This is a genomic window from Pseudochelatococcus lubricantis, from assembly GCF_042432495.1.
Taxonomy (GTDB): Bacteria; Pseudomonadota; Alphaproteobacteria; order Rhizobiales; family Beijerinckiaceae; genus Pseudochelatococcus; species Pseudochelatococcus lubricantis.
Map to the genome: position 1 here is coordinate 16,330 of NZ_JBHLXC010000010.1, position 23,766 is coordinate 40,095.

At 66.4% G+C, this 23,766-nt stretch carries 19 protein-coding genes; 15 read left to right on the forward strand and 4 right to left on the reverse strand.

From position 1 onward, the window contains the following. Positions 1-19 precede the first annotated feature (19 nt). Positions 20-1,333: a replication-associated recombination protein A gene (locus tag ACFFJ7_RS15200; protein ID WP_377593420.1), complete on the forward strand. Its 1,314-nt coding sequence runs from the start codon at positions 20-22 to the stop codon at positions 1,331-1,333. Further along, complete coding sequence (locus tag ACFFJ7_RS15205; RefSeq protein ID WP_377593421.1) at positions 1,308-2,609, forward strand: RluA family pseudouridine synthase; 1,302 nt, start codon at positions 1,308-1,310, stop codon at positions 2,607-2,609. The genes ACFFJ7_RS15200 and ACFFJ7_RS15205 overlap by 26 nt, the downstream gene beginning before the upstream one ends. Before the next feature lie 15 nt (positions 2,610-2,624). Here ACFFJ7_RS15205 and metC read toward each other — a convergent pair whose 3' ends face one another. Then, on the reverse strand, positions 2,625-3,818 hold the full coding sequence (gene metC, locus ACFFJ7_RS15210; protein WP_377593422.1) for a cystathionine beta-lyase: 1,194 nt from the start codon (positions 3,816-3,818) through the stop codon (positions 2,625-2,627). 360 nt (positions 3,819-4,178) lie between these two features. Here metC and ACFFJ7_RS15215 point away from each other — a divergent pair, with 360 nt between their 5' ends. The 5 genes from ACFFJ7_RS15215 to ACFFJ7_RS15235 all read left to right on the forward strand — a co-directional run bounded on the left by ACFFJ7_RS15215 (position 4,179) and on the right by ACFFJ7_RS15235 (position 9,134). Further along, positions 4,179-5,192 (forward strand): amino acid ABC transporter substrate-binding protein, encoded by a 1,014-nt coding sequence (locus ACFFJ7_RS15215; protein WP_166949892.1) that lies wholly within the window; start codon positions 4,179-4,181, stop codon positions 5,190-5,192. A gap of 172 nt (positions 5,193-5,364) precedes the next feature. Further along, the gene (locus ACFFJ7_RS15220) at positions 5,365-6,573 is read left to right on the forward strand and encodes an amino acid ABC transporter permease (protein ID WP_377593423.1); all 1,209 of its coding nucleotides are present in this window, start codon (positions 5,365-5,367) and stop codon (positions 6,571-6,573) included. A gap of 9 nt (positions 6,574-6,582) precedes the next feature. Then, complete coding sequence (locus ACFFJ7_RS15225) at positions 6,583-7,755, forward strand: amino acid ABC transporter permease (RefSeq protein ID WP_377593424.1); 1,173 nt, start codon at positions 6,583-6,585, stop codon at positions 7,753-7,755. 62 nt (positions 7,756-7,817) lie between these two features. Further along, positions 7,818-8,534 (forward strand): amino acid ABC transporter ATP-binding protein, encoded by a 717-nt coding sequence (locus ACFFJ7_RS15230; protein WP_246225155.1) that lies wholly within the window; start codon positions 7,818-7,820, stop codon positions 8,532-8,534. A gap of 96 nt (positions 8,535-8,630) precedes the next feature. Further along, the gene (locus ACFFJ7_RS15235) at positions 8,631-9,134 is read left to right on the forward strand and encodes a hypothetical protein (protein WP_166949900.1); all 504 of its coding nucleotides are present in this window, start codon (positions 8,631-8,633) and stop codon (positions 9,132-9,134) included. Positions 9,135-9,217: 83 nt separating this feature from the next. Here ACFFJ7_RS15235 and ACFFJ7_RS15240 read toward each other — a convergent pair whose 3' ends face one another. After that, positions 9,218-10,291 carry a YncE family protein gene (locus ACFFJ7_RS15240; protein ID WP_377593426.1) on the reverse strand — a complete coding sequence of 358 codons (1,074 nt, stop codon included), beginning with the start codon at positions 10,289-10,291 and terminating at the stop codon, positions 9,218-9,220. A gap of 550 nt (positions 10,292-10,841) precedes the next feature. Here ACFFJ7_RS15240 and ACFFJ7_RS15245 point away from each other — a divergent pair. From ACFFJ7_RS15245 to cydC, 8 genes are all read left to right on the forward strand, one after another. Further along, positions 10,842-11,672, forward strand: coding sequence for an aldo/keto reductase (locus ACFFJ7_RS15245; RefSeq protein WP_166949904.1), 831 nt, complete (start codon positions 10,842-10,844; stop codon positions 11,670-11,672). A gap of 240 nt (positions 11,673-11,912) precedes the next feature. Beyond that, the gene (gene lldD / locus ACFFJ7_RS15250; RefSeq protein WP_166949906.1) at positions 11,913-13,052 is read left to right on the forward strand and encodes an FMN-dependent L-lactate dehydrogenase LldD; all 1,140 of its coding nucleotides are present in this window, start codon (positions 11,913-11,915) and stop codon (positions 13,050-13,052) included. A gap of 118 nt (positions 13,053-13,170) precedes the next feature. Continuing rightward, complete coding sequence (locus ACFFJ7_RS15255) at positions 13,171-13,857, forward strand: VIT1/CCC1 transporter family protein (protein ID WP_377593427.1); 687 nt, start codon at positions 13,171-13,173, stop codon at positions 13,855-13,857. 642 nt (positions 13,858-14,499) lie between these two features. Beyond that, entirely contained in the window at positions 14,500-16,077 is a 1,578-nt protein-coding gene (locus tag ACFFJ7_RS15260) for a cytochrome ubiquinol oxidase subunit I (protein ID WP_377593428.1), read from the forward strand. Positions 16,078-16,082: 5 nt separating this feature from the next. Continuing rightward, positions 16,083-17,234 (forward strand): cytochrome d ubiquinol oxidase subunit II, encoded by a 1,152-nt coding sequence (cydB, locus tag ACFFJ7_RS15265; RefSeq protein ID WP_377593429.1) that lies wholly within the window; start codon positions 16,083-16,085, stop codon positions 17,232-17,234. 13 nt (positions 17,235-17,247) lie between these two features. Beyond that, the gene (gene cydX, locus ACFFJ7_RS15270; protein ID WP_166949914.1) at positions 17,248-17,361 is read left to right on the forward strand and encodes a cytochrome bd-I oxidase subunit CydX; all 114 of its coding nucleotides are present in this window, start codon (positions 17,248-17,250) and stop codon (positions 17,359-17,361) included. Beyond that, a complete protein-coding gene (gene cydD / locus ACFFJ7_RS15275; protein WP_377593430.1) occupies positions 17,358-19,091 on the forward strand; it encodes a thiol reductant ABC exporter subunit CydD in 1,734 nt (577 codons plus the stop codon). The genes cydX and cydD overlap by 4 nt, the downstream gene beginning before the upstream one ends. Beyond that, positions 19,091-20,791: a thiol reductant ABC exporter subunit CydC gene (gene cydC, locus ACFFJ7_RS15280; protein ID WP_377593486.1), complete on the forward strand. Its 1,701-nt coding sequence runs from the start codon at positions 19,091-19,093 to the stop codon at positions 20,789-20,791. The genes cydD and cydC overlap by 1 nt, the downstream gene beginning before the upstream one ends. Positions 20,792-20,918: 127 nt before the next feature. Here the strand turns inward: cydC and ACFFJ7_RS15285 are convergent, their stop codons facing one another. Both ACFFJ7_RS15285 and ACFFJ7_RS15290 read right to left on the reverse strand, forming a co-directional pair. Then, positions 20,919-21,587: a carbonic anhydrase gene (locus tag ACFFJ7_RS15285; protein WP_166949919.1), complete on the reverse strand. Its 669-nt coding sequence runs from the start codon at positions 21,585-21,587 to the stop codon at positions 20,919-20,921. Between the two features lie 39 nt (positions 21,588-21,626). Then, positions 21,627-23,504: an aminopeptidase P family protein gene (locus ACFFJ7_RS15290; RefSeq protein ID WP_377593431.1), complete on the reverse strand. Its 1,878-nt coding sequence runs from the start codon at positions 23,502-23,504 to the stop codon at positions 21,627-21,629. Positions 23,505-23,766: the final 262 nt, after the last annotated feature.

Sequence of the window (23,766 nt, forward strand, 5' to 3'; positions counted from 1 at the left end):
CGCGAGTTGTCGAAACATCATGTCCAACCTGTTTTCCCATGCCGGCCTTGAACAGAGCGCGCCGCGCCCGCTCGCCGACAGGCTGCGCCCGACCCGTCTTGCGGACGTCGTCGGGCAGGAACACCTGACGGGGCCGGACGGGGCGCTGACGCGCCTGCTGCGCTCGGGTTCGATCGGCAGCCTGATCTTCTGGGGGCCGCCCGGCACCGGCAAGACGACGGTGGCGCGGCTTCTCGCAGGTGAAACCAACCTCGTCTTCGTGCAGATGTCGGCGATCTTCTCCGGTGTCGCCGACCTCAAGAAGGCGTTCGAGGCGGCGCGGGCGCGGCGCGAGAACGGGCAGGGCACGCTGCTGTTCGTCGATGAAATCCACCGGTTCAACCGCGCGCAGCTCGATGCCTTCCTGCCGGTGATGGAGGACGGCACCATCACCCTTGTGGGTGCGACGACGGAGAATCCGTCCTTCGCGCTGAATGCGGCGCTGCTGTCGCGGGCGCGGGTGATGACGTTCCATTCGCTCGACGAGGCGGCGATTCTCGCGCTGCTGGCGCGGGCGGAAAAGGAGGAAGGACGCCCGCTGCCGCTCGACGAGGAGGCGCGGCTGTCACTTGCCCGCATGGCCGATGGCGACGGGCGGGCGGCGCTGACGCTGGCCGAGGAAATCTGGCGCACGGCGGGCGCTGGCGAGGTGTTCTCGGCCGCGCAGCTTCAGGAGGTGGTGCAGCGGCGCGCGCCGATCTACGACAAGGCGCAGGACGGGCACTACAACCTGATCTCCGCCCTGCACAAGACCGTGCGCGGCTCCGACCCCGACGCGGCGCTGTATTATTTCGCGCGCATGCTGGATGCGGGAGAAGACCCACTTTATCTGGCGCGGCGCATGGTGCGGATGGCGGTGGAGGACATCGGGCTCGCCGATCCGCAGGCGCTGCTCGTCGCCAATGCGGCCAAGGACGCCTATGACTTTCTGGGCTCGCCGGAAGGGGAACTGGCGCTGGCGCAGGCGATCATCTATCTGGCGACGGCGCCGAAGTCGAATGCCGCCTACGCGGCCTACAAAAAGGCGCGCAAGGTAGCGAAGGAGAGCGGTTCCCCGATGCCGCCCAAGGTGATATTGAATGCGCCGACGAAATTCATGCAGTCGGAAGGTTACGGTGCGGGCTATGCCTATGACCATGACGAGCCGGATGCATTCTCGGGGCAGGACTATTGGCCGGAGGCCATCGGCCGCAAGACATTCTACGAGCCGGTGGAACGTGGTTTCGAGCGCGAGATCCGCAAGCGTCTGAGCTGGTGGGAGAAACTGCGTGCGGAACGGCGGGGCGAGGGGTGATGGCGTATTCTGCCGTTTCGGTGTTCCTGGGGCTCATGATCGGGCTCGTCATGGTGCGGAGCTTTTCATGAGCGTGTTTCGCGGAAATCGCAGGCCGGGCAAGCCGGCAACCGGCGCCGAGGCCGGCAGGCCGGTGCGGACGGCGCGTCCAGCCAAGCCTTTCGGTAGCACGAAGCCTGCCGGAAGCGGCAGGCCGGCGGCGGTGAAGCCGGCGGGCAGGGCTGTTGCAGCCGTCCCGACGAAGGCGGAGCAGAAGGCAGAGGCAAGCGCCGCGCTCGCCACGGGAGTGCAAACGCTGACCGTCTCCGCCGACGAGGCCGATATGCGGCTTGACCGCTTTCTGACCGCCCGTTTCCCGCAGCTGCCGTTTACGCATATCCAGCGGATCGTGCGCAAGGGCGAGTTGCGGGTGGACGGCAAGCGCGCGAAACCGAACGAACGCCTTCTGGAAGGGCAGACTGTGCGCGTGCCGCCGCTGAAGATAGATGAGCGCCCGGCGGCACCGCGCAGCCTGAAACATGGTGGCGACGACCTCGCCTTCCTCAAGTCGATCACGCTTTATGAGGACAAGGATCTGCTCGTGCTCAACAAGCCGATGGGGCTTGCGGTGCAGGGCGGCTCCGGCACCACGCGCCACGTCGACGGCATGCTGGAGGCGATGCGCGACAAGGATGGGCAGAAGCCGCGCCTTGTCCACCGCCTCGACAAGGACACGGCTGGCTGCCTCGTCATCGCCAAGACGCGCTTTGCCGCGACGGCGTTGGCGAAGAGCTTCCGTTCGCGCTCGGCGCGCAAGGTCTACTGGGCGCTGGTGGTCGGGGTGCCGCGTGTCAAGCAGGGGCGCATCTCGACCTATCTCGCGCGTGAGGAGGTGTCCGGCGGCGATGCGCGCATGGCCGTGGCGCAGCACGGCGACGAGGGCGCAAGCCACGCCGTGACCTATTATGCCCTCGTCGACAACGTGGCGCAGAAGCTCGCCTGGCTGTCGTTGAAGCCGGTGACCGGGCGCACGCACCAGTTGCGCGCGCACACCGCGCACATCGGGCATCCGATCATCGGCGATCCCAAATATTTCAACGTCGAGAACTGGGAACTGCCGGGCGGCATCCAGAAGAAGCTGCATCTGCTGGCGCGGCGTATCGTCATTCCCCATCCGCGCACCGGCAAGCCGCTCGACATCACTGCCCCGCTGCCGCCGCACATGCAGCAGTCGTGGAACCTGCTCGGTTTCGATGCCGGGCGCTTCGATCCGATCGTCGAGGCGCCCGACGAATGATCCGGCAGGCCGTGTCTACACGGCCGCCGCCGCGTTGAGGCGCTCGAACCCCTTTTCGAGATCGCTCCGGAGGTCGCGCACGTCCTCAAGGCCGATCTGCAGGCGGATGGTCGGCCCCTCGGGCTCCCACTTCGTCGCCGTGCGGTAAGGGGCGGCGTCGAACGGGATGGCGAGGCTCTCGAATCCGCCCCAGGAATAGCCCAGTCCGAAGAAGGAGAGGTGGTCGAGAAAGGCCTCTACGGCCTTGAACGGCACCGGCTTGAGCACGATCGAGAACAGGCCCGTCGCGCCGAGGAAATCGCGTTTCCACAGTGCATGGCCGGGATCGCTTTCGAGCGCGGGATAAAGCACGCGCGAGACTTCGGGGCGCGTCTCCAGCCAACGCGCGATCTCCAGCGCCGACTGCTGATGCGCCGCGAGGCGCACGCCAAGCGTGCGCAGGCCGCGCAACGCCAGATAGACGTCGTCCGGACCGACGGTGAGGCCGGTGTCGCCATGGGTCTTGATGAGGGCGCGCCAGTGCCGCGCATTGGCGGAGACGGTGCCGAACATCACATCCGAATGGCCGGAGAGATACTTGGTGCCGGACCAGATCGAGATATCGACGCCGCGCGCGTGGGCGGGGAAAAAGAGAGGCGTCGCCCAGGTGTTGTCGAGCAGCACGACGATGTCACGCGCGTGGGCGGCCTTGGCGATGGCCGGAATATCCTGCACCTCGAAGGTGAGCGAGCCGGGTGATTCCGTCAGCACGGCGCGGGTCTCCGGCCGGAAGAGGCGGGCGATGTCCGCGCCGATCAGCGGGTCGTAATAGCTGACCTCGACGCCGAAGCGGGTGAGCACGCTGTCGCAAAAGGTGCGGATCGGATCGTAGGCCGAATCGGTGACGAGCAGGTGGTCGCCCGCCTTGAGGCAGGAAAGCAATGCCGTCGAGACGGCGGACAGGCCGGACGGACACAGCACGACGCCCGCCCCACCCTCCAGGGCGCCGACCGCCTCGCGCAGCGCCGTCATGGTGGGCGAGCCGCGCCGGCCGTAGGCGTAGCGGTTGGTGTGCTCGACGAGATCGCGCGTCGTGGGATGCAGCACTGTGGAGCCATGGTAGACGGGCGGATTGACGAAGCCGAATGCCTCGTCCGCATGACGCCCGGCCACGGCGAGCCGCGTGCCGTCGTGCAATCTGGCGATATCTTCGGGTGAAAGTTTGTGCATAGGACCGGACAACCCCGCATTATTGACGAGCAGGGAGTGACTGTGACGCGAGGCGCCGCCCGTTGCAAGTTCTCGTTTTCCTTCAGGATTTCGTCGCCGTCCACCCGTTCGCGGCGGGCTGGAGAGTGCCCGCAATCTCTTCTTGACCCGCGAGGGGAATTAGATTGAGATATGCAACATACGCATTATTCCTGAAATTCGCATTGCAAACGAAGAAAGTTCACAAACCTGACATAACATAAGAGTTGCCCTCCAGCCGTTGAGGCAGTCCATGGGCAGTGTCATTTCCGAGCTTGCACCTTGCGGAGAGATGGACAAATATTGGACATATACAAGGATATGAAGAGGGGATTGTTTTCGATGAAGAAATCTCTGTTGGCCGCCATTGTCACGGTTGCTGCTTTCGGTGCCGCCGGTGCTTCGGCCGCCACGCTCGATCAGGTGAAGCAGCGCGGCGTGCTGCATTGCGGATCGAACCCCGGCCTTGCGGGTTTCGCGGTCGCGGATGACAAGGGGCAGTGGACGGGCTTCGACGTGGCTTTCTGCCGCGCCGTCGCTGCGGCGATTTTTGACGATCCCGCCAAGGTCCGGTTCATTCCGCTGACGGCCAAGGATCGTTTCACGGCCGTGCAGTCGGGCGAGGTGGATGTGCTGATTCGCAACACCACCTGGACGATGTCGCGCGATACGTCGCTCGGCCTCAATCTCGGCCCGGTGAACTACTACGACGGACAAGGTTTCATCGTGCGCAGCTCGCTCGGCCTGAAGTCGGCCAAGGAGCTGGAGGGCGCCTCGGTCTGCGTGCAGCAGGGCACCACGACCGAACTCAATCTGGCGGATTTCTTCCGCGCCAACAACATCAAGTATGAGCCCGTTACCTACGCCTCGGCGGTGGAGGCCGTGAAGGCCTACGACTCCGGCCGTTGCGACGCCTTCACCACGGATGCCTCCGCGCTCTATGCCGAGCGCCTGCGCCTCACCGCACCCGACGAGCACGTCGTGCTGCCGGAGATCATCTCGAAGGAGCCCTTCGCCCCCGTCGTCCGCCACGGCGACGACCAGTGGTTCGATCTGGTGCAGTGGACAGTCAACGCCACCATCAACGCCGAGGAACTTGGCGTCACGAAGGCCAATGTCGACGAGCAGCTCAAGTCCGAAAACCCGGAAGTCCGCCGCCTGCTCGGCGTGGAAGGGAACTTCGGCGAAGGTATCGGGCTTCCCGCGGACTGGGCGGTGCGTATCATCCGCCACGTGGGCAATTACGGCGAGATTTTCGCGGCGAACCTCGGCCCCGACTCCCCGCTGAAAATCGATCGTGGCCTGAACAGGCTCTGGACAAACGGTGGCATCCTCTACGCTCCGCCCATCCGCTGACGACGGCCGTGGGCGCGCAGCCCGCCGCGCATCCCGCATTTGATGCCGTCCCTCGATGAGTGAGGCTCATTCGAGGGACGGTCGGGCTCGCGCGTGGCCTGAGCAAAACCCATGCGAGCGGTCGCAGACCGGGAGCGTCGGTGTGAGATTCATCCTACCGGGAGGATCGTCGATGGCGCGAACGCCGCCCGTCCAGAGCCCGCCGCCCGACCGGGGCGATGCGACAGGCTCCTGGCTCTACAATCCAGCCGTGCGCGGCGCAGCCTATCAGGTCGCGCTGGCCGCGGCAGTCGTCCTCATCCTTTACGAAGCGTCGACCAATGCCATCGAGAACATGCGTCGGCTCGGCATCGTCTCGGGCTTCGGGTTCTGGAACGCCCCGGCCGGGTTCGACATCAACCAGCGGCTGATCAGCTACAGCTCCACCTATTCGACCTATGGCGAGGCGTTCTGGGTCGGCCTGCTCAACACGCTGCTGGTGGCGAGCGCGGGCATCGTGCTGGCGACCGTCATCGGGTTCGTCGTCGGTATCGCGCGGCTGTCGCGCAATCGGATCGTCTCGTTCCTCGCGGCGTGTTACGTGGAGTTCTTCCGCAACATCCCGCTGCTTCTGCAGCTCTACGTCTGGTACAATGCCGTGCTGCGGGCGCTGCCGGCGCCGCGCCAGTCGCTGTCGACGGCCGACGCCGTATTCCTCAACAACCGCGGCCTCTTCGTGCCGGCGCCCGTGTTCGGGGAGGGCAGCGGCCTGCTGCTGGTCGCGGCGGTGTTCGCGTGCGCCGCCATCGCCGTCTTCCGGCGCTGGGCGCGGCGGGATCAGGACCGCACCGGCCACCAGCATGCCAAGGGGCTGGTTTCGCTGGCCCTGTTCGCCGGTTTCATGGCTCTGGGCTGGTTTGCGGCGGGCCGACCGGTGACGTTCAATGTGCCGGATTTGCGCGGCTTCAACATCGTCGGCGGGTTGCAGATCTATCCCGAATTCGTGGCGCTGCTGCTGGGCCTGAGCATCTACACGGCTTCCTTCATCGCCGAGATCGTCCGCGCGGGCATGCTTTCCGTCTCTCGCGGGCAGACGGAGGCCGCGTATTCGCTGGGGCTGCGGCCGGGCATCACGCAGCGGCTGGTGATCATCCCGCAGGCGATGCGCGTGATCGTGCCGCCGCTGACGAGCCAGCTGCTGAACCTCACCAAGAATTCGTCGCTGGCTGTCGCCATCGGCTATCCCGACCTGGTGCAGGTGTTCATGGGCACCGTGCTGAACCAGACGGGGCAGGCCATCGAGTGCGTCGTCATCACGATGCTGGTCTATCTGCTGCTCAGCCTGCTGACGTCGCTGGCGATGAACATCTACAATCGCCGCGTGGCGATCGTCGAACGATAGGAGGCGGCGATGACGACATCCGGAAAAACCGCTTCCGCCGCCTACCTGCGCACGACAGTCGCGCCGCCGGAACGGCCGCCCCCGCTCACGAGCGGCCCGCTCGCGTGGCTGCGGGAAAACCTGCTCTCGTCGCCGCTCAATGTGGCGCTGACGCTTGCCGGGCTTTACATCGTCTATGTGCTGGTGCCGCCGGCGGTGCGGTTCCTTCTCGTCGACGCCGTGTGGACGGGGGAGGACCGCAACGCCTGCCTCGTGTCCGCAGCCGGGCAGCCGGTGGGCGCCTGCTGGGCCTTCGTGGCGTCGCGGCTGCGATATTTCGTCTACGGCGCCTATCCCGACGGGCAGCTGTGGCGCGTCAACCTCGTGTTCGCCCTGTGCGCGGCGGGCATCGTGTGGCTGCTGTGGACGCGCGCGCCACGCAAGGACCTCGGGGCAATCTTCTTCTTCGGCCTGTTTCCCGTGGCGGCCGTCGTGTTGCTCTATGGCTGGCCGACGATCGGCCTGCCGCACGTGCACACCTCGCTGTGGGGCGGGGTGGTGGTGACGCTCGTCGTTGCGTTCGCGGGCATCGTGGTGTCGCTGCCGTTCGGGGTGCTGCTGGCGCTCGGCCGGCGCTCGCGCCTGCCGCTAGTGCGGCTCGTGTCGGTGACATTCATCGAGTTCTGGCGCGGCGTGCCGCTGATCACCGTGCTGATCATGGCGAACACGATGCTGCCGCTGTTCCTGCCCGGCAACATGTCGCCGGACAAGCTGCTGCGGCCGCTGGTGGGCGTGGCGCTGTTCGCTTCCGCCTATATGGCCGAGGTGGTGCGCGGCGGCCTGCAGGCCATTCCGAAGGGCCAGTTCGAAGGGGCGGCGTCGCTGGGTCTCAATTACTGGCAGACGACGCGCCTCGTGGTGCTGCCGCAGGCGCTGCGCATCGTGATCCCGGGCATCGTCAACACCTTCATCGGCCTGTTCAAGGATACGTCGCTCGTGTCCATCGTCGGCATCTTCGACCTGATGCGCACCATCGAGGTGTCGCTCGCGGACCCGAGATGGGCGACGCCGGTGACGGCGGCAAGCGGATATGCCTTCGCCGCCATCTTTTATTTTGTATGCTGCTTCGGTATGTCTCGCTATTCTATAGCAATGGAAAAACGTCTGGCGACCGGCCATAAACGACAGGAGACCGATAGATGACTTCCGCCGCGCAGCAGGCCGGGCAGAGCGCCCGCCATCTCGGTGGCGCGCCCGTGATCCGCATGATCGACGTCCACAAGTGGTATGGCGAGTTTCACGTGCTGCGCGACATCAACCTCGACGTCGCGAGGGGTGAGCGCATTGTGATCTGCGGGCCGTCCGGCTCTGGCAAGTCGACCCTCATCCGCTGCATCAACCGGTTGGAGGAGTACCAGAAGGGGCGCATCATCGTCGGCGACGTGGAACTGACCAACAACATCAAGCGCATCGATGAGGTGCGCCGCGAGGTTGGCATGGTGTTCCAGCACTTCAACCTGTTCCCGCATCTCACCATTCTGGAAAACTGCACGCTGGCGCCGATCTGGGTGCGCAAGATTCCGAAGAAAGAGGCGGAGGCGACCGCCATGCGCTACCTGGAGCGGGTGAAGATTCCGGAGCAGGCGCACAAGTATCCCGGCCAGCTCTCCGGCGGCCAGCAGCAGCGCGTGGCCATCGCCCGTTCCCTGTGCATGAACCCGAAGATCATGCTGTTCGACGAACCCACCTCCGCCCTCGACCCCGAGATGGTGAAGGAGGTGCTCGACACCATGGTGAGCCTCGCCATGGAGGGCATGACCATGCTCGTGGTCACCCACGAGATGGGTTTCGCCCGGCAGGTGGCCGACAGGGTGATCTTCATGGATCAAGGACAGATCGTCGAGATGAACACGCCGACGGAGTTCTTCTCCAATCCGCAACACGAGCGCACGAAACTGTTCCTGGGGCAGATATTGCATTGATTTGCCGCCCCGCCGGTGGCAAGCAGGATGGATGCGGGGAGGGACTGTCGTCGCCCATGCCCGCGGGGCGCACTTTTCGTTGTGGCGGAGCGGGGCATGTTCTTACTTTTCGTGATCATCCTGTCGCTGGTCGGCGCTGTGGCGCTGTCGTGGGTGCTTGGCCGGCAGGGCGTCTATGTGGCGGGGGTGGCCCTGCTGATCGGCTCCGGCATCGCGCTGCTCGGGCCGATCATCACCTCCTGCCGGCTGTGCTGGACCGAGGTGCTGAGCATCGCCGCGTTCCTCTCGTCGCCGTTCTTCATCGTGGGCTGGATCGCGCTGGCGCAGGCCAACGTCTTCCACGTGCCGCAGAAACTGCTCTATGGCCTCGGCGGGCTGATGGTGGTGCAGGCCATCTGGGCGTCTCGGCTGACCATTTTCTCGACTTTCGAGGGGAACTGCCCTTGCGGTTCGGCGCTCGCGGGCTTTGTCACGACGGAGCTGTCCGCCTCCGGTTTCGACCGTCTGGCCGGCCCGTGGTTCCTCACCGAGGCCGTGGTGACGCTCGCCATCCTGATCAGCATCTGGCGCCGCGCCCGCACCAGGCCGAGCTTCGCCTGACGGCGGTTTGCGGGAAAACGGCCTATCGACAAAAAGAAGGCGCTCCGTGGAGCGCCTTCTGCGCATGATGCTTCGCGCGGCGCTCAGGGCGCGATGATGCTGACGGTGTCGCCTTCCGGATCCTCGATCTCCGGCTGCCCACGCTCGGCGCGCTTGGCCTTGTTGACCACGTAGACGAGGTTGGTTTTCGGGTCGACGGTGATGTGGTTCGGGTGGCTGCCGGTCTTCAGGTCGGCGATGACGGAATAGTCCTTGCCGTTGACGATCGTCACTGTGCCCGTGCCGCGGTTGCCAACGTAAATCTGGTCGTTGGCGGGGTTATAGGCGAGCGCGATGGCACCCTTGCCTGTCTCGACCGACTTGATCAACTCACCCGTCTTCGGGTTGAGAACGGTCAGCGTGCCGGACACCTGGTTGGTGACGAACAGTCGCTCGCCCTTGGCGTCGAGCACCACGCGGATCGGCCCCTCGCCGCCGGACTTGAAGGTGCGGGCAATCGCGTTCTTTTCGAGATCGACGACGGCGATGTCGTGTGTCACGAGGCGGGTGAGGAAGAGCTGCCTGTTGGCGGCGTCAAGCTCGATGCCCGCCGCGCGGCCGCCGAGGTTCTCGATCACGTGATCGATCTTCTTCGCCGCGCCATCGATCACCCAGACCGCGCTCTTCTCGTCCTCCGGGCCGCCGGTGATGGAAATGTAGGCGCGGTTGGCGGTTTCGTCGACGACGACGTTGTAGGGGTGGGCCTTGTCGCCCTGCGTGAAGGTGGCGACGACCTTGCCGCTGCCGAGATCGACGACGGATGCGTTCGCGTGGCGCGTGTCGGTGGTGAAGACGGTGTTTGTCTTCGCGTTGAAGGCGAGCCCGAGCGCGGCGGAGTCCTTGGTGGTGATCTCCGACTTCAGCGCCAGGGTCCCGGGATCGAGCACGAGGATCTTGCCATCCGGCGCCGCGCGCTGCGCGCCGGTGTTGGAGACGTTGAGGGCGCCGTTATTGTCGATGAACGACTGGTAGAGACCGACGCCAACCTTCTCGGTCTTCCTGACGACGGGCTCGGCGAACGCGGGCGCAGCCAGCACCAGCGCGAGGGCGGCCAGCGAAGCGGCGGCAGCGAAGCGCCGGCCCGCGGCGGCGGGAACGGTGGGATTGAACTCGACCATGCAACTATCTCCCGGATGTATGTATATGATTCACGATGGGCAGGCAGCGTTCCCGCTGCGCGAGGATGGAGCGCGTCTCGTCACCACGCGGGAACCGGCCAGCGACACCGGCTGCCCGCCTGCGGTCATTCTCCGACCGGGAAAATATACATATTCAGTGAAAAGTACAAATAACTCATATAATTTTTATTTATAAAATTTCTAAAGAATAATATTCTCAAATTTTAAAATATATCATTGAAATGAAAAATATTGGTTATTTTATTCTCTATTCCGTATTATTTATGGGTTGCTCGCCTAACCATCGAGGAGTTTCCCGTCGATGGCGAATAAATTCTACAATAGAATGCCTTCTGGTCGAGATTCGCTGCCACTTGGAGGAATCCTCCAAAAAATCAAGGGTTTACAGGTATTTTCCGTCTCAGCGCATCCGCAATGTGCCGACCCTCACTTGACAGCGGCCAGCGCTTGTCCAACGGTTCAGGATCGGCGGACGTCGGGCCGCTCTCTCCTGTCAATCTGCCAACGGCATTCATCCAAGGATATTCCCATGACGGATCAACCGACCGTGCTTCTCAATGATGGGCATACGATTCCCCAACTCGGCCTCGGCGTCTGGCAGGCGGGGCAGGATGTCGCCGTGGCGGCCGTGCGGAAGGCGCTGGAGGTCGGCTACCGGCATGTCGACACCGCCGCGGTCTACGGGAACGAGCGCGAGGTGGGCGAGGGCATGCGCGCCTCGGGCGTGGCGCGCGGCGACATCTTCCTCACCACCAAGCTCTGGAACGACGCGCAGGGCCACGACAACGCCCTGCGGGCGTTCGACGCAAGCCTGGAACGGCTCGGTGTCGACTATGTCGATCTTTATCTGATCCACTGGCCCATGCCGCGCCTGGGCACCTATGTGGAGACGTGGAAGGCGCTGATCGAACTGAAGAACAGTGGCCGGGCGCGTTCCATTGGCGTATCGAACTTCAATGCCGAGCATCTCGAACGCATCATCGGCGAGACGGGCGTCGTGCCGGCGCTCAACCAGGTCGAGCTGCATCCCCACTTCCAGCAGCGTGCGCTGCGCGCCTTCCATGCCGAGCATGCCATCGCGACGCAGTCTTGGAGTCCGCTGGGGCAGGGCAGGCTGCTCGCCGATCCCGCCATCGCCGTCGTAGCGCGCAAGCACGGACGAACGCCGGCGCAGACGATCATCCGCTGGCATCTCGACAACGGCCTGATCGCGATTCCGAAGTCCGTCACGCCGGCCCGCATCGAGGAGAACTTCGCCGTTTTCGACTTCACGCTCGACGCGGAGGACATCGCCGCCATCGGCGCGCTCGATTCCGCGCAGGGGCGCATCGGATCCGACCCGCTGACGGCGCATTTCTGAGCGCACCGGCCCGTCGGACCGGGAGCGGACCGTGTCTCCGGATCGGTCAATGCGCGACCGGGAAGACGGAGCGGTGCCGCTTCCCTCTCCGCCGCTCTGGCGGTGGGCGGCAGAATCGCATAGTGTCCGCCCGCTTCGTGAGCCGCCGCAGGGTCACCCGCATGCCGCGCCTGCCCATGCCGGGCGGGACGGGGCGCCACTGTCCCCGGCTCCCGAGCCGTCCCTGAGGGTGTGAGCCAGATGATCATTTCCGCGTCAACCGACTATCGCAGGGCCGCGCAGCGCAGGCTGCCGCCGTTCCTGTTCCACTACATCGACGGCGGCGCCTACGCGGAATACACGTTGCGGCGAAATGTCGACGATCTGGCGGGGCTTGCCCTGCGCCAGCGCGTGCTGCGCAACGTGGCGGAACTAGACGTCTCGACGGAACTGTTCGGCGAGAAACTGGCGCTGCCCCTGGCGCTGGCACCGGTTGGGCTGACGGGCATGTACGCCCGGCGAGGCGAGGTGCAGGCGGCGCGCGCGGCGACAGCGAAGGGCGTGCCGTTCACGCTGTCCACCGTCTCCGTCTGCTCCATCGAGGAGGTGCAGAAGGCCGTCTCGGCGCCGATCTGGTTCCAGCTCTATGTGCTGAAGGACCGCGGCTTCATGCGCAACGCACTGGAGCGGGCGCAGCAGGCGGGCGTTAAGACGCTTGTATTCACGGTCGATATGCCGGTGCCGGGCGCCCGCTACCGGGATGCACATTCGGGCATGTCCGGCCCCTACGCGCCGGCGCGGCGTCTGTTGCAGGCGGCGCTGCATCCCGCGTGGGCGCTCGATGTCGGCGTGCTGGGCCGGCCGCACGACCTCGGCAACATTTCCGCCTATCTGGGCAAGCCGACGGGCCTCGCCGACTATATCGGATGGCTAGGCGCGAACTTCGACCCCTCCATCAGCTGGAAGGACCTCGAATGGATCCGGCAGTTCTGGAAGGGGCCGATGATCATCAAGGGTATTCTCGATCCTGACGATGCCCGCGACGCAGTGAGCTTCGGGGCGGACGGGATCATCGTTTCCAACCATGGCGGGCGGCAACTCGACGGTGTACTGTCGTCGGCGCGGGCTTTGCCGGCGATCGCGGACGCTGTCGGCAGCGACCTTGCCGTGCTGGCCGATTCCGGCATCCGCTCTGGCCTCGATGTCGTGCGCATGCTGGCGCTCGGCGCGAGGGCAGTGCTGATCGGCCGTTCCTTCGTCTATGCGCTGGCGGCGGCGGGGCAGGCGGGCGTCGCCAATCTGCTTGATCTGTACGAAAAGGAAATGCGCGTGGCGATGGCGCTCACGGGCGCGCGCTCCGTGAAGGAAATCAGCCGCGAGAGCCTTGTCGGCATCCTGTGACGGGTGCGGATCGGGAGGCCGGGACGCATTGATACCCGCTTCCGTCTAGCTTATACGAGAACCGTTCCAAACTGCTCCGGACGGAGCTATGTGGACGGAACGATATGGGCGGAACGGCATGGGCAAGGAAAACCATCTCGTCGGACGCATCGGATGGCTGCGGGCGGCTGTGCTCGGCGCGAACGACGGCATCGTATCGACGGCGAGCCTTATTCTCGGCGTCGCCTCCGCGGCGGCGGACAAGGGCGAGGTGTTGCTCGCCGGGGTGGCCGGTCTCGTCGCCGGCGCGATGTCCATGGCGGCGGGCGAATATGTCTCCGTCAGCTCGCAGTCGGACACCGAGCACGCGGACCTCGCCCGTGAAAAGCGCGAGCTTGAGGACGATCCGGCGTTCGAGCGGGAGGAACTCGCCCAGCTTTATGTCGCGCGCGGCGTCGACGTCTCGCTCGCCCGCCAGGTCGCAGACCAGCTCATGATGAAGGATGCGCTGGGCGCGCATGCACGCGACGAACTCGGCATATCGGAGGTCACGGCCGCGCGGCCCGTGCAGGCCGCGATGGCCTCGGCCGCGACCTTCACCATCGGCGCTTCCGCACCGCTCGCCCTCGTGCTGGTTTCGCCGAGGGAGTGGCTGCTGCCGGCCGTGTCGGCGGGCTCGCTGGTGTTTCTGGCCGTGCTCGGCATGGTGGGGGCGGTGGCGGGCGGCGCCGGCATCCTGAAGCCGACGGTCCGCGTCGCGTTCTGGGGCGCTCTCGCGATGGCGGTGACGTCCGCCATCGGTGCGCTGGTCGGCACCGTCGTCTGATCGCGGCGACCGGGTGCGACCATTTACCCGGTGCGACAAAACATGTCGGACATAATGTCCGGTTCCGCATGGCGTCCGATGGGCCTATAGCATTTACACGCTGGCAGCACGTACCGCTGTCAGGAGTGCGACGCATTTGCGCCGTCTGCCGCACGCGGATATTGTTTCCGTTGCGGAGCAGGGCGCATTGCGGCGCCTTGGAGCGCGTTCCGATCAGATGGAACCATCTGATCGATCAGAATTCGCTCAAAATAAGGAATCGAGAATCTGTCCTGTTTCAACGTAAACAGGGCAGATTCTGGAGCAGTCTGCATTCAAGTCAATTCATCGAATTGAATAAAAGTTGCGGTGAAATATAAGATTTAGAGCGCACGGTCTGATTCCGTCAGAACGTTTGGCGTTCTAATGCGTTTTTCCATAGTAAAACTCGGATATATAGTTGCATGTTGCAACTATATCATTTTTTATTTTACATTTATTATTGTTGTAATAATATTCGTGATATGGTCCTTTGCGTTTCGTAATCTTTAGGCAGCACCCTTGGGGCCAATTCGCATCCGTTGGCCGAATCCGCGGAGCCAACGGGCATCTCCCGTCATCTGTGCGGAGATTGAGAGGACGCCGGGCAACCGGCGTGGAAAGATGGAACTCGACATCGTATCGCTCTCGCGCTTCCAGTTCGCGCTGACGGCACTCTATCACTTTCTGTTCGTTCCGCTGACGCTCGGCCTGTCCGTGCTGGTCGCCATCATGGAGACCGTGTACGTGATGACGGGCCGCCCGATCTGGCGGCAAATGACCCAGTTCTGGGGCACGCTGTTCGGCATCAACTTCGTCATGGGGGTTGCGACGGGCATCGTGATGGAATTCCAGTTCGGCATGAACTGGAGCTACTACAGCCATTATGTCGGCGATATCTTCGGCGCGCCGCTGGCGGCGGAAGGGCTGATGGCCTTCTTTCTGGAGGCGACCTTCGTCGGCCTGTTCTTCTTCGGCTGGGACAGGATGTCGAAGGTCGGGCATCTCGCCGCGACCTGGGCGGTGGCGCTCGGCTCCAACTTCTCGGCCCTGTGGATCCTGATCGCCAACGGCTGGATGCAGAACCCGGTGGGCTCCGTGTTCAACGTGCAGACCATGCGCATGGAGATCGACAACTTCGCCGACGTGCTCTTTAACCCGGTGGCGCAGGCCAAGTTCGTGCACACGGTTTCTGCCGGCTATGTCACGGCCTCGCTTTTCGTGCTCGGCGTCTCCGCGTGGTATCTGCTGAAGGGCCGCGTGCCGGAGCTTGCCAAGCGCTCGATGACGGTCGCGGCCTCGTTCGGCCTTGCCGCCTCGCTTTCCGTGGTCGTGCTGGGCGACGAGAGCGGCTATCTCGCCAACGAGCATCAGAAGATGAAGCTCGCGGCCATGGAGGCGATGTGGGAGACCGAGCCCGCGCCGGCCGGCTTCACGCTGTTCGGCTTTCCCGACCAGCAGGCGCGCGAGACGCACTTTGCCATCCGCATTCCTGTGGTCATGGGCCTCATCGCGACCCGCTCGCTGAACACGGAAATCCCCGGCATCAACGACCTCGTCAGGAGCGCCGAGGGCCATATCCGCAACGGCATTGTCGCCTATGACGCCTTGCAGAAAATCCGCGCGGTGAAACCGGGCGAGCCGGTGCCGCCGGAGGCGCAGGCCGCTTTCGAGCAGAACGGCCGCCAACTCGGCTATGCCCTGCTGCTGCGGCGTTACGTCGATGATCCGCGCCTCGCGACGGACGAGCAGATCGCCCGCGCGGCGTGGGATACGGTGCCGCACGTGCCGACGCTGTTCTGGTCGTTCCGCGTCATGGTGGGGCTCGGGTTCTTCTTCATCCTCCTCACGGCGACCTTCTTCCTGCTGTCCGCCACGCGCCAGCTCGATCGCCGCCGCTGGCTGCTGCGGGTCGCGGTCGCCGCCATTCCGCTGCCGTGGATCGCCGCCGAACTCGGCTGGGTGGTGGCCGAAACGGGCCGCCAGCCGTGGTCGATCGAGGGCATCCTGCCCACGGCGGTCGCGGTGTCCGATCTCGGCATCACGACGCTGCTGATCACCATCTGCGGCTTCGCGGTGATCTACACGGTGCTGTTCATCATCGAGATGAAGCTGATGCTGCGCGCCATCAGCAAGGGGCCGGAGGCCGACCACGGCGCGCCGGCGCCGCTCGTTCCCGCCAATCTCGTCGCAGCGGAGTGACAGCGATGATTCTGCATGAACTGATCGACTATCCGACGCTGCGCGTCATCTGGTGGGTGCTGCTCGGCGTCATCCTGATCGGCTTTGCCGCGATGGACGGCTTCGATCTGGGAACCGGCATCCTGCTGCCCTTCGTGGGGCGCGACGACGTGGAGCGTCGCATCGTCATCAACACCGTGGGCCCGGTGTGGGAGGGCAACCAGGTGTGGCTCATCCTGGGCGGTGGCGCCATCTTCGCCTCGTGGCCGCAGCTGTATGCCGTCTCCTTCTCCGGCTTCTATCTGGCGATGTTCGCCATCCTGTTCGCGCTGATCCTGCGGCCGGTCGGCTTCAAATATCGCAGCAAGCTGGACGATACGCGCTGGCGCTCGGCGTGGGACTGGGCGCTGTTCATCGGCGGCTTCCTGCCCTCGCTGATCTTCGGCGTGGCGGTGGGCAACACGCTGGCGGGCGTGCCGTTCCGCATCGACGATGACCTGCGCATCTTTTACGACGGCACCTTCTTCGGCCTGCTCAACCCCTTCGCGCTGCTGTGCGGCCTCGTCTCCGTCGCCATGCTGACCATGCACGGCGCAACCTGGCTGGCGCTGAAGACGGAGGGCGAGGTGAGGGCGCGCGCCGTCTCGTACGGCAAGCGCGCGGCGCTGGCGACGATCGCGCTCTTCGCGCTCGGGGGCGTCGCGCTGTGGCTCTTCGTGGACGGCTACGTGATCACCAGCGTCATCAACCCGGCCGGCCCGTCGAACCCGCTGCTGAAGACGGTGGAGCGCGAGGCGCAGGCGTGGTTCGCCAACTACGGCGCCTATCCGTGGACGCTGATCGCGCCCGCGCTCGGCTTCCTCGGGCCGCTCGTCGTATGGGCGCTGATCGGCTCGAAGCGGGAGATCGTCACGCTGGCCGCCGGCATGGTGAGCGCGTTCGGCATCATCGCGACCGTGGGCGTCTCGATGTTCCCGTTCATCCTGCCGTCCACCGAGCAGCCGGGCGCAAGCCTGACGGTGTGGGACGCCTCGTCGAGCCACCAGACGCTGTTCATCATGCTTTGCATCAGCCTGCTCTTCCTGCCGATCGTGCTCGCCTACACGGCATGGGTCTACAGCATCCTGCGCGGCAAGGTCGGGCGGGAAGAGGTAGAGGGCGGCGGACACGCCTACTGAAGGGGGAACGACGATGTGGTATTTCGCATGGCTTCTCGGCCTGCCGCTGGCGGCCGCCTTCGCGGTGCTGAACGCGATGTGGTATGAACTGATGGACGACGAAGCGAAGAAAACGAAAACCCGGTGAAGGGACGCCCGCCAGAAAGCACGCAAGCGGCCGCTGATTTGCAGGCGGCCGTTCCCGATGACAGGTCGCGACGGTCCGGCGTTGGCCTTGGCGCCTGGATGCAGGCGGGCGCCGCCTTGCTCTGGCTGCCGCAGGCCGCGGCGCTGGCGTGGGCCGTGCAGCAGCTCTCGACGGGCGCGGGCTTCCGGGCGGTGGTTCTGCCGGCGGCGGCCGTCTTCCTGCTGGGCACGCTGCGCGCGCTTGTCCACGCGGCGGGCAGTCGGCTGACGTTCCGTGCCGCGCGTGCGCAACTCGCGGCGATGCGTGCGCGGGCGGTGACGGCCATCGCGCGCCGGTCGCCGGTCGACCGGGAGAAGCCCGCTTCCGGCTTTGCGGCGAGTGCTATCGGCGAACAGGCCGAGGCCGTGCTGCCCTATCTGTCGCGCTATCGGCCCGTGCGCCTGCGTACCGCGCTGGTGCCTGCCGCGATCCTCGCCGTCGTCCTGCCGCTGTCCTGGCTGGCGGCGCTCGTCCTGCTGGTTTCCGCGCCGCTGATCCCGCTCTTCATGGCGCTGATCGGCTTGCGCGCGAAGGAGGCCAGCGAGGTGCAGATGCTGGAGATCGGCGGCATGAACGGCTTCCTGCTCGACAGGCTGCGGGGCATGACCACCATCCGCGCGCTGCACGCCACGGAGGCGACGGCACTGCGCCTGCGTGCTTCCGCCGTCGCGCTGAAGGAGCGCACGATGGCTGTGCTGCGCATCGCTTTCCTGTCCTCCGCCGTGCTGGAGCTGTTTTCGGCGCTCGGCGTGGCGCTGATCGCAGTCTATGTCGGTTTCCATTTTCTGGGGCAGTTTCCCTTCGGCGCATGGGGCGGCAAGCTGACGCTGGGCGAGGGACTGTTCATCCTGCTGCTGGCGCCTACTTTCTTCGAGCCGCTGCGTGAACTCGCCACCGTCTGGCACGACCGTGCCGCCGGCGAGGCGGCTCTCGGCGCCCTGCGCGGGCTGGCGGGGGAGGGAGACGGAGCGATGCTCCTGCCCGGCGCGCTCGTCGCCGCGCGTGCGTCCGCTGACACCGGCGCGCGTGCCCTGCCGCCCGCCGTGGCGGTCCGCGATCTCGCGTTCCGCTATCCGGGAGATGCCGAAAACGTCATCGACGGCTTTTCGCTCGATGTCGCGGCCGGCGAGAAGGTCGCTCTGCTGGGCACGAGCGGCGCGGGCAAATCCACCCTGCTGGCGCTGATCGCCGGGCTCGCCGGTGCGCGGACGGGCGAGATCGCCGTCGGCGGCATGCCGCTCACCGGCGACACGGCGGCGAGCCTGCGCGGGCGCATGGCCTGGATCGGGCAGAAGCCGCATTTCTTCGCCGGCAGCGTCGCGCGCAATGTCACGCTGGACCGCGACCGGATCGGGCGGGCGGACGTGGCGCGCGCCCTCACGCTATGCGCCATCGGCGACCGGGCTGCGACGCGCATTGTCGGCGAGGCGGGCGCGGGACTTTCCGGCGGCGAAGCCCTGCGGCTCGCGCTGGCGCGGGCGGCGGCGGACCCGCGCGCCGATCTCATCCTTGCCGACGAACCCACGGCCCATCTCGATTCCATGACGGCGGCGGAGGTCACGGCGGGCCTGCTGCAATCGGCCGCGGGGCGCACACTGATCGTCGCCACCCACGATCCCGTGCTCGCCGCGCGCATGGATCGTGTCGTGCGCATCGGCGATGCCGCGCCGGCGGGCCGGGAGGCGTCATGATCCGGGGCGGCTGGCGCGACATGCGTCCCATCCTCGCGCTTTTCTGGGCCGGACAACGGCGGATGCTGCTGCTCGGCGTCGCGCTCGCGGCGCTGACGATGCTCGCCGGTGTCGCCCTGCTTGGCCTTTCCGGCTGGTTCATCGCCGCTGCCGCGCTTGCCGGGCTGCTGCCGGCGACCGCGCTGGCGTTCGACGTGTTCGCGCCCGCCGCCGGCGTTCGGCTGCTGGCGCTGGTGCGCACCGCCGGGCGTTACGGCGAGCGGCTGACGACGCACGATGCGACGCTCGCCATCCTCGCCACGATCCGCGAGCGGCTGTTTCGTGGTTGGGCGCGGCCCGGCATGGCCCGCCGCCTGCTGATGCGCCCGGCAACGCTGCTCTTCCGGCTCACGGCGGACGTCGATGCCCTCGATTCGGTTTATCTGCGTGTGATCGTGCCTGCGGTCGCCGCCATCGCCACGGCGCTGCTCGCGGGGGGCGCGGTCGCGCTTGCCCATGCCTGGACGGGGCTGGCGCTGGCGGTGGCGCTGCTCGCCGCCGGGCTCGGCATTCCGCTTGCGGTCGCCCGCGCCAGCCGCCGGCAGGCTCGCCTGCGCGCCTTCGCACTGGAGGCATTGCGCGCCCGCACCATCGACCTTTCCTCCGGGCAGACGGAACTCGTCATGGCCGGGCAGCTCGCGGCACAGTGCGAGCGGGTGCTGGCGGCCGACGGGCGGCTGAGCGCGGCGGACGATGCCCTTCATCGTCTCGATACGTATTCGGCCGCAGGCTTCGGTCTCGTCTCGACCGCCGTCCTTACCGCGATGCTGCTAACGGTCGGCGTGCTGGTGGAAGGCGGTGCGATCGGCGCGCCTGTGGCGGCGCTGCTGCTGCTCGTCGCGCTCGCTGCGCTCGAACCCTTCGCAGGTCTGCAACGCGGCGCGCTGGAACTCGGACGCACGCTGCTCTCCGCGCGCCGGCTCGGCCCGCAACTGGCGGACGCGGGGGAGGCGGCGGCGTCCGCCGCGCGGCCCACGCCCGGCCTGGCGCTTGCGCTGGAACGGGTCACGTTCTTCCATGACGGCGCGGAGTGTCCCGTGCTCGACGACCTGTCTCTGACGATATCCGAAGGCGAGGTCGTCGCCCTCGTCGGCCCGAGCGGCGCGGGGAAATCAACGCTGCTCGCGCTTCTCGCCGGGGAACTGCAGCCGCGCACGGGCACCGTGAGGGCGCAGCCCCTGACGCTGCTGCCCCAGCGCACGGAACTCTTTCAGGACAGCCTGCGCGACAACCTGCGTCTCGCCGCGCCCGCCGCATCCGACGCGCTGCTCTGGCAGGCGCTCGACGATGCGGGGCTCGCTGCCGGCGTGCGCCGGATGTCCTCCGGCCTCGACACGCGCCTCGGCGAGGGCGGCCTCGGGCTTTCGGGCGGGCAGGCACGCCGGCTCGCGCTCGCACGCCTTCTATTGCGCCCCGATCCCCTGTGGCTCATCGATGAGGCGACCGAAGGCCTGGACGCCGTGACAGCGCGCGACGTGTTGCGCCGCCTTCATGGCGCGGCAAAAACGGGTGGGCGCACCATGCTGATTGCAACCCACGTGCGGCGCGAGGCGGAGGCCGCCGACCGCCTCGTCGTCATGGCGCAAGGCCACCTGATCCGCGACGCGCGGCGCGGCGACCCCGCCTTCGCGGAAACGCTCGCGAGCCTGCGCCCTGACTGAGCGGACGTTGCGCCGGCTCCGCCCCCTTGCTTTCGCCTCAAATTCATCCAGAGAACGGCACCCGTTTTGTGATTGGATGACTCATATCAACGCCTGTCCTTGCCCCTGCCTCGATCGAGGGAGGGTATCAGGTGCAGCGAAAGCGGGGGAGCAACGCGGAGGCCTCCACGGTCGGCTCGAATGCGCCGGAAGCGGGGTCGCGCACCAGCAGTTCGCCGCTGCCGATGCCGAAATAGGCGCCGTGCAGCGTGAGCGCGCCGCCCGCGACCGCCCGCGCGACGAAGGGAAAGGTCAGCAGGTTATCGAGGCTCAGCGCCACAGACGCCAGTTCGAGGCGCCGCAGATAATCCGCTCCGTCATACCCCGTCCGCGCGCCTAGCCCGTTTGCCGCCGGTGCGATCTGGGACATCCAGTTGCCGATGAAGTCGCCCGCCGAAAGCGGCTTGCTCTCGTCCGCGAACGCCTTGATGCCGCCGCAGGAGGCGTGGCCGAGCACGACGATATGCTTCACCTTGAGGGCCTGGACACCGAATTCCAGCGCCGCGCTCGTGCCGTGTTGCGAATCACGGTCCGTGTCATAGGCCGGCACCAGATTGGCAACGTTGCGCACCACGAGCAGCTCACCGGGCGAGGCATCGAAAATGACCTCCGGCGACACGCGCGAATCGACGCAGCCGACCACCATGATCTCGGGGCTCTGTCCGCTCTCCGCCAGCACCGCGTAGCGCGACCGCTCGCTGGTGAAGCGTCCGTCGAGGAATGAGCGGTAACCGTCTACAAGCCGTTTGGGAAACATGACCATCGTCCACGCAAGTCCTGTATGCTGATAAACAGATCAGAGGGGCGCCGTCGCGCTGGCAAGCCACGCGCGCGTCTCGTCGTCGACATGGGCCGCGAGCGTGTTGCGGACGCGGTCGTGATAGGCGTTGAGCCACGCGCGCTCGGCGTCGCTCAGCAGCGACACGGCAACGAGGCTGCGGTCAATGGGCGCGAGCGTGATGGTTTCGAACCCGAGGACGGGTCGGTCCGCGCCCGGCACCTGCCGGTCCTCGACGACCAGCAAATTCTCGATGCGGATGCCGTAATGCCCCTCGCGGTAGTATCCGGGTTCGTTCGACAGGATCATGCCGGCTTCGAGCGCGACCCCGCCGAGCCGGGAAATGCGCTGCGGCCCCTCGTGCACCGACAGGAAGGAGCCGACGCCGTGGCCGGTGCCATGGTCGAAGTCGAGCCCCGCTTCCCAGAGCGGAAGCCGGGCGAAGGGGTCGATCTGCGTGCCGGATGTGCCTTTGGGGAAGACGGCGGTCGCGACGGCGATATGGCCCTTGAGGACCCGCGTGAACCGGTCCCGCAATTCGGGCGACGGCGTGCCGATCGCCACCGTGCGCGTGATGTCCGTGGTGCCGTCGACATATTGCCCGCCCGAATCGACCAGCAGGATGCCGGGCGTCACCGGGCGGTTGCCGGCGCGGGTGACGCGGTAGTGGGGCAGCGCGGCGTTCTCGTTCGCGCCGGCGATGGTCGGGAAGGAGATGTCCACCAGCAGACCGGTGTCGCGCCTGAAGCCTTCCAGCGCCTCGACGACATCGATCTCCGTGAGCTTGCCGGAGGGGGCCTCGCGCGCCACCCAGGCCAGGAACCGCGTCACGGCAGCACCGTCCCGCCGCTGTGCAGCGCGCGCACCCTCGATCTCGCGCCGGTTCTTGACCGCCTTGAGCGCTGTCAGCGGGTCGTCAGCGATGTGGAACCGGGCCTCGGCGTTGGCGACGGTATGCTGCAGGGCGAAGGCGCCCGTCGCGGAATCGATCTGGATGCAGACGGCCTTTCCCGCGCGTGCCACGAGACCGGCGATGGCGTGGGCCAGCGCCTCCCGCGCCCCGAGGGGACGCCCCTCGGGCGCAGTACCCGCCGGCGCCAGGTCCGCGACCTGACTGACCGCGCTCGCCGTGATCTCGTCGAAGCGGTCGGGCGCGAGGAACAGCGTCGGCCTCTCCGTCGCCGGCACCAGTGCATAGCCGAGCGCAATCGGCGTGTGAGGCACGTCGCTGCCGCGAATATTGAACAGCCACGCGATGTTGTGCGGATCGCTGACGATCAGCCCGTCAATCTTTGCCTGCGCGAGCCGCTCGCGCAGGCGCGCCAGCTTGCTGGCTGCGGTTTCGCCGGCGACCGAAAGCGGATGCAGCCGGACGGGCGCGCGTGGCTGCGGCGGACGGTTGCTCCAGACGGTGTCGAGGGGGTTTTCAGCGACCGCCACAAGCGTGCCGCGCGCCTCCGCGGCGGCCTTCTCCAGTCGCCGGACCTGCCCGTCCGTATGCAGCCATGGGTCATAGCCGAGCGCGCCACCTTCGGGCAGGTGGCTGGCGATCCATTGCTCCGGCGTGGTCTGCGCAAGCGCGACCGGCGCGAAGAGAGTGGTGTCGATCTGCTCGCGAACCTGAATGACGTACCGCCCGTCGACCACCACCGCGGCTTCATTCTCCAGCACCACCGCGGTGCCGGCAGAGCCGGAAAAGCCCGTCAGCCACGCCAGCCTTTCCTCGCCCGCCGGGACGTATTCTCCTTGATGCTCGTCGGCGCGGGGTACGATGAAGCCGGAAAGGCCGTGCTGCGCCAGCACGCGGCGGAGGGCGGCCAGACGCTCCGCTCCCGGTCGCGCGCCGGGCGGTGTGGCAGCGGCCGGATCATCGAAGGACTGGTACCTGCTGGTCATGGCGATTCTCCCCACGAAGCCGAATGAAGCGCGAAACTAACCCGTTCCGCGACGCAACGGCACACGATATCGACAAAATCGCCGCGGGAAAGCCCAAATTCCGGTCGGCGGCGTCCTGAATCGCGGTGAAGGGGTACCTGCCGCGTTGACGTTGCCGCGCACAATTCCTACTGTCTGCGCCCCTGATCCGCCTTCCGTCCGCCCGACCGGCATCCGATCGGCGCCGCGCGGGCGGATTCGTGTCGTCCAATGTCGAAAGAGT

What these genes read in the sequence shown, in the direction of transcription:
- ACFFJ7_RS15200 (WP_377593420.1), top strand. Translation starts at nt 20, where the DNA reads ATGTCCAACCTGTTTTCCCATGCCGGCCTTGAACAGAGCGCGCCGCGC.
- metC (WP_377593422.1), bottom strand. Translation starts at nt 3,818, where the DNA reads ATGCACAAACTTTCACCCGAAGATATCGCCAGATTGCACGACGGCACG.
- ACFFJ7_RS15215 (WP_166949892.1), top strand. Translation starts at nt 4,179, where the DNA reads ATGAAGAAATCTCTGTTGGCCGCCATTGTCACGGTTGCTGCTTTCGGT.
- ACFFJ7_RS15220 (WP_377593423.1), top strand. Translation starts at nt 5,365, where the DNA reads ATGGCGCGAACGCCGCCCGTCCAGAGCCCGCCGCCCGACCGGGGCGAT.
- ACFFJ7_RS15225 (WP_377593424.1), top strand. Translation starts at nt 6,583, where the DNA reads ATGACGACATCCGGAAAAACCGCTTCCGCCGCCTACCTGCGCACGACA.
- ACFFJ7_RS15230 (WP_246225155.1), top strand. Translation starts at nt 7,818, where the DNA reads ATGATCGACGTCCACAAGTGGTATGGCGAGTTTCACGTGCTGCGCGAC.
- ACFFJ7_RS15235 (WP_166949900.1), top strand. Translation starts at nt 8,631, where the DNA reads ATGTTCTTACTTTTCGTGATCATCCTGTCGCTGGTCGGCGCTGTGGCG.
- ACFFJ7_RS15240 (WP_377593426.1), bottom strand. Translation starts at nt 10,291, where the DNA reads ATGGTCGAGTTCAATCCCACCGTTCCCGCCGCCGCGGGCCGGCGCTTC.
- ACFFJ7_RS15245 (WP_166949904.1), top strand. Translation starts at nt 10,842, where the DNA reads ATGACGGATCAACCGACCGTGCTTCTCAATGATGGGCATACGATTCCC.
- lldD (WP_166949906.1), top strand. Translation starts at nt 11,913, where the DNA reads ATGATCATTTCCGCGTCAACCGACTATCGCAGGGCCGCGCAGCGCAGG.
- ACFFJ7_RS15255 (WP_377593427.1), top strand. Translation starts at nt 13,171, where the DNA reads ATGGGCAAGGAAAACCATCTCGTCGGACGCATCGGATGGCTGCGGGCG.
- ACFFJ7_RS15260 (WP_377593428.1), top strand. Translation starts at nt 14,500, where the DNA reads ATGGAACTCGACATCGTATCGCTCTCGCGCTTCCAGTTCGCGCTGACG.
- cydB (WP_377593429.1), top strand. Translation starts at nt 16,083, where the DNA reads ATGATTCTGCATGAACTGATCGACTATCCGACGCTGCGCGTCATCTGG.
- cydX (WP_166949914.1), top strand. Translation starts at nt 17,248, where the DNA reads ATGTGGTATTTCGCATGGCTTCTCGGCCTGCCGCTGGCGGCCGCCTTC.
- ACFFJ7_RS15285 (WP_166949919.1), bottom strand. Translation starts at nt 21,587, where the DNA reads ATGTTTCCCAAACGGCTTGTAGACGGTTACCGCTCATTCCTCGACGGA.
- ACFFJ7_RS15290 (WP_377593431.1), bottom strand. Translation starts at nt 23,504, where the DNA reads ATGACCAGCAGGTACCAGTCCTTCGATGATCCGGCCGCTGCCACACCG.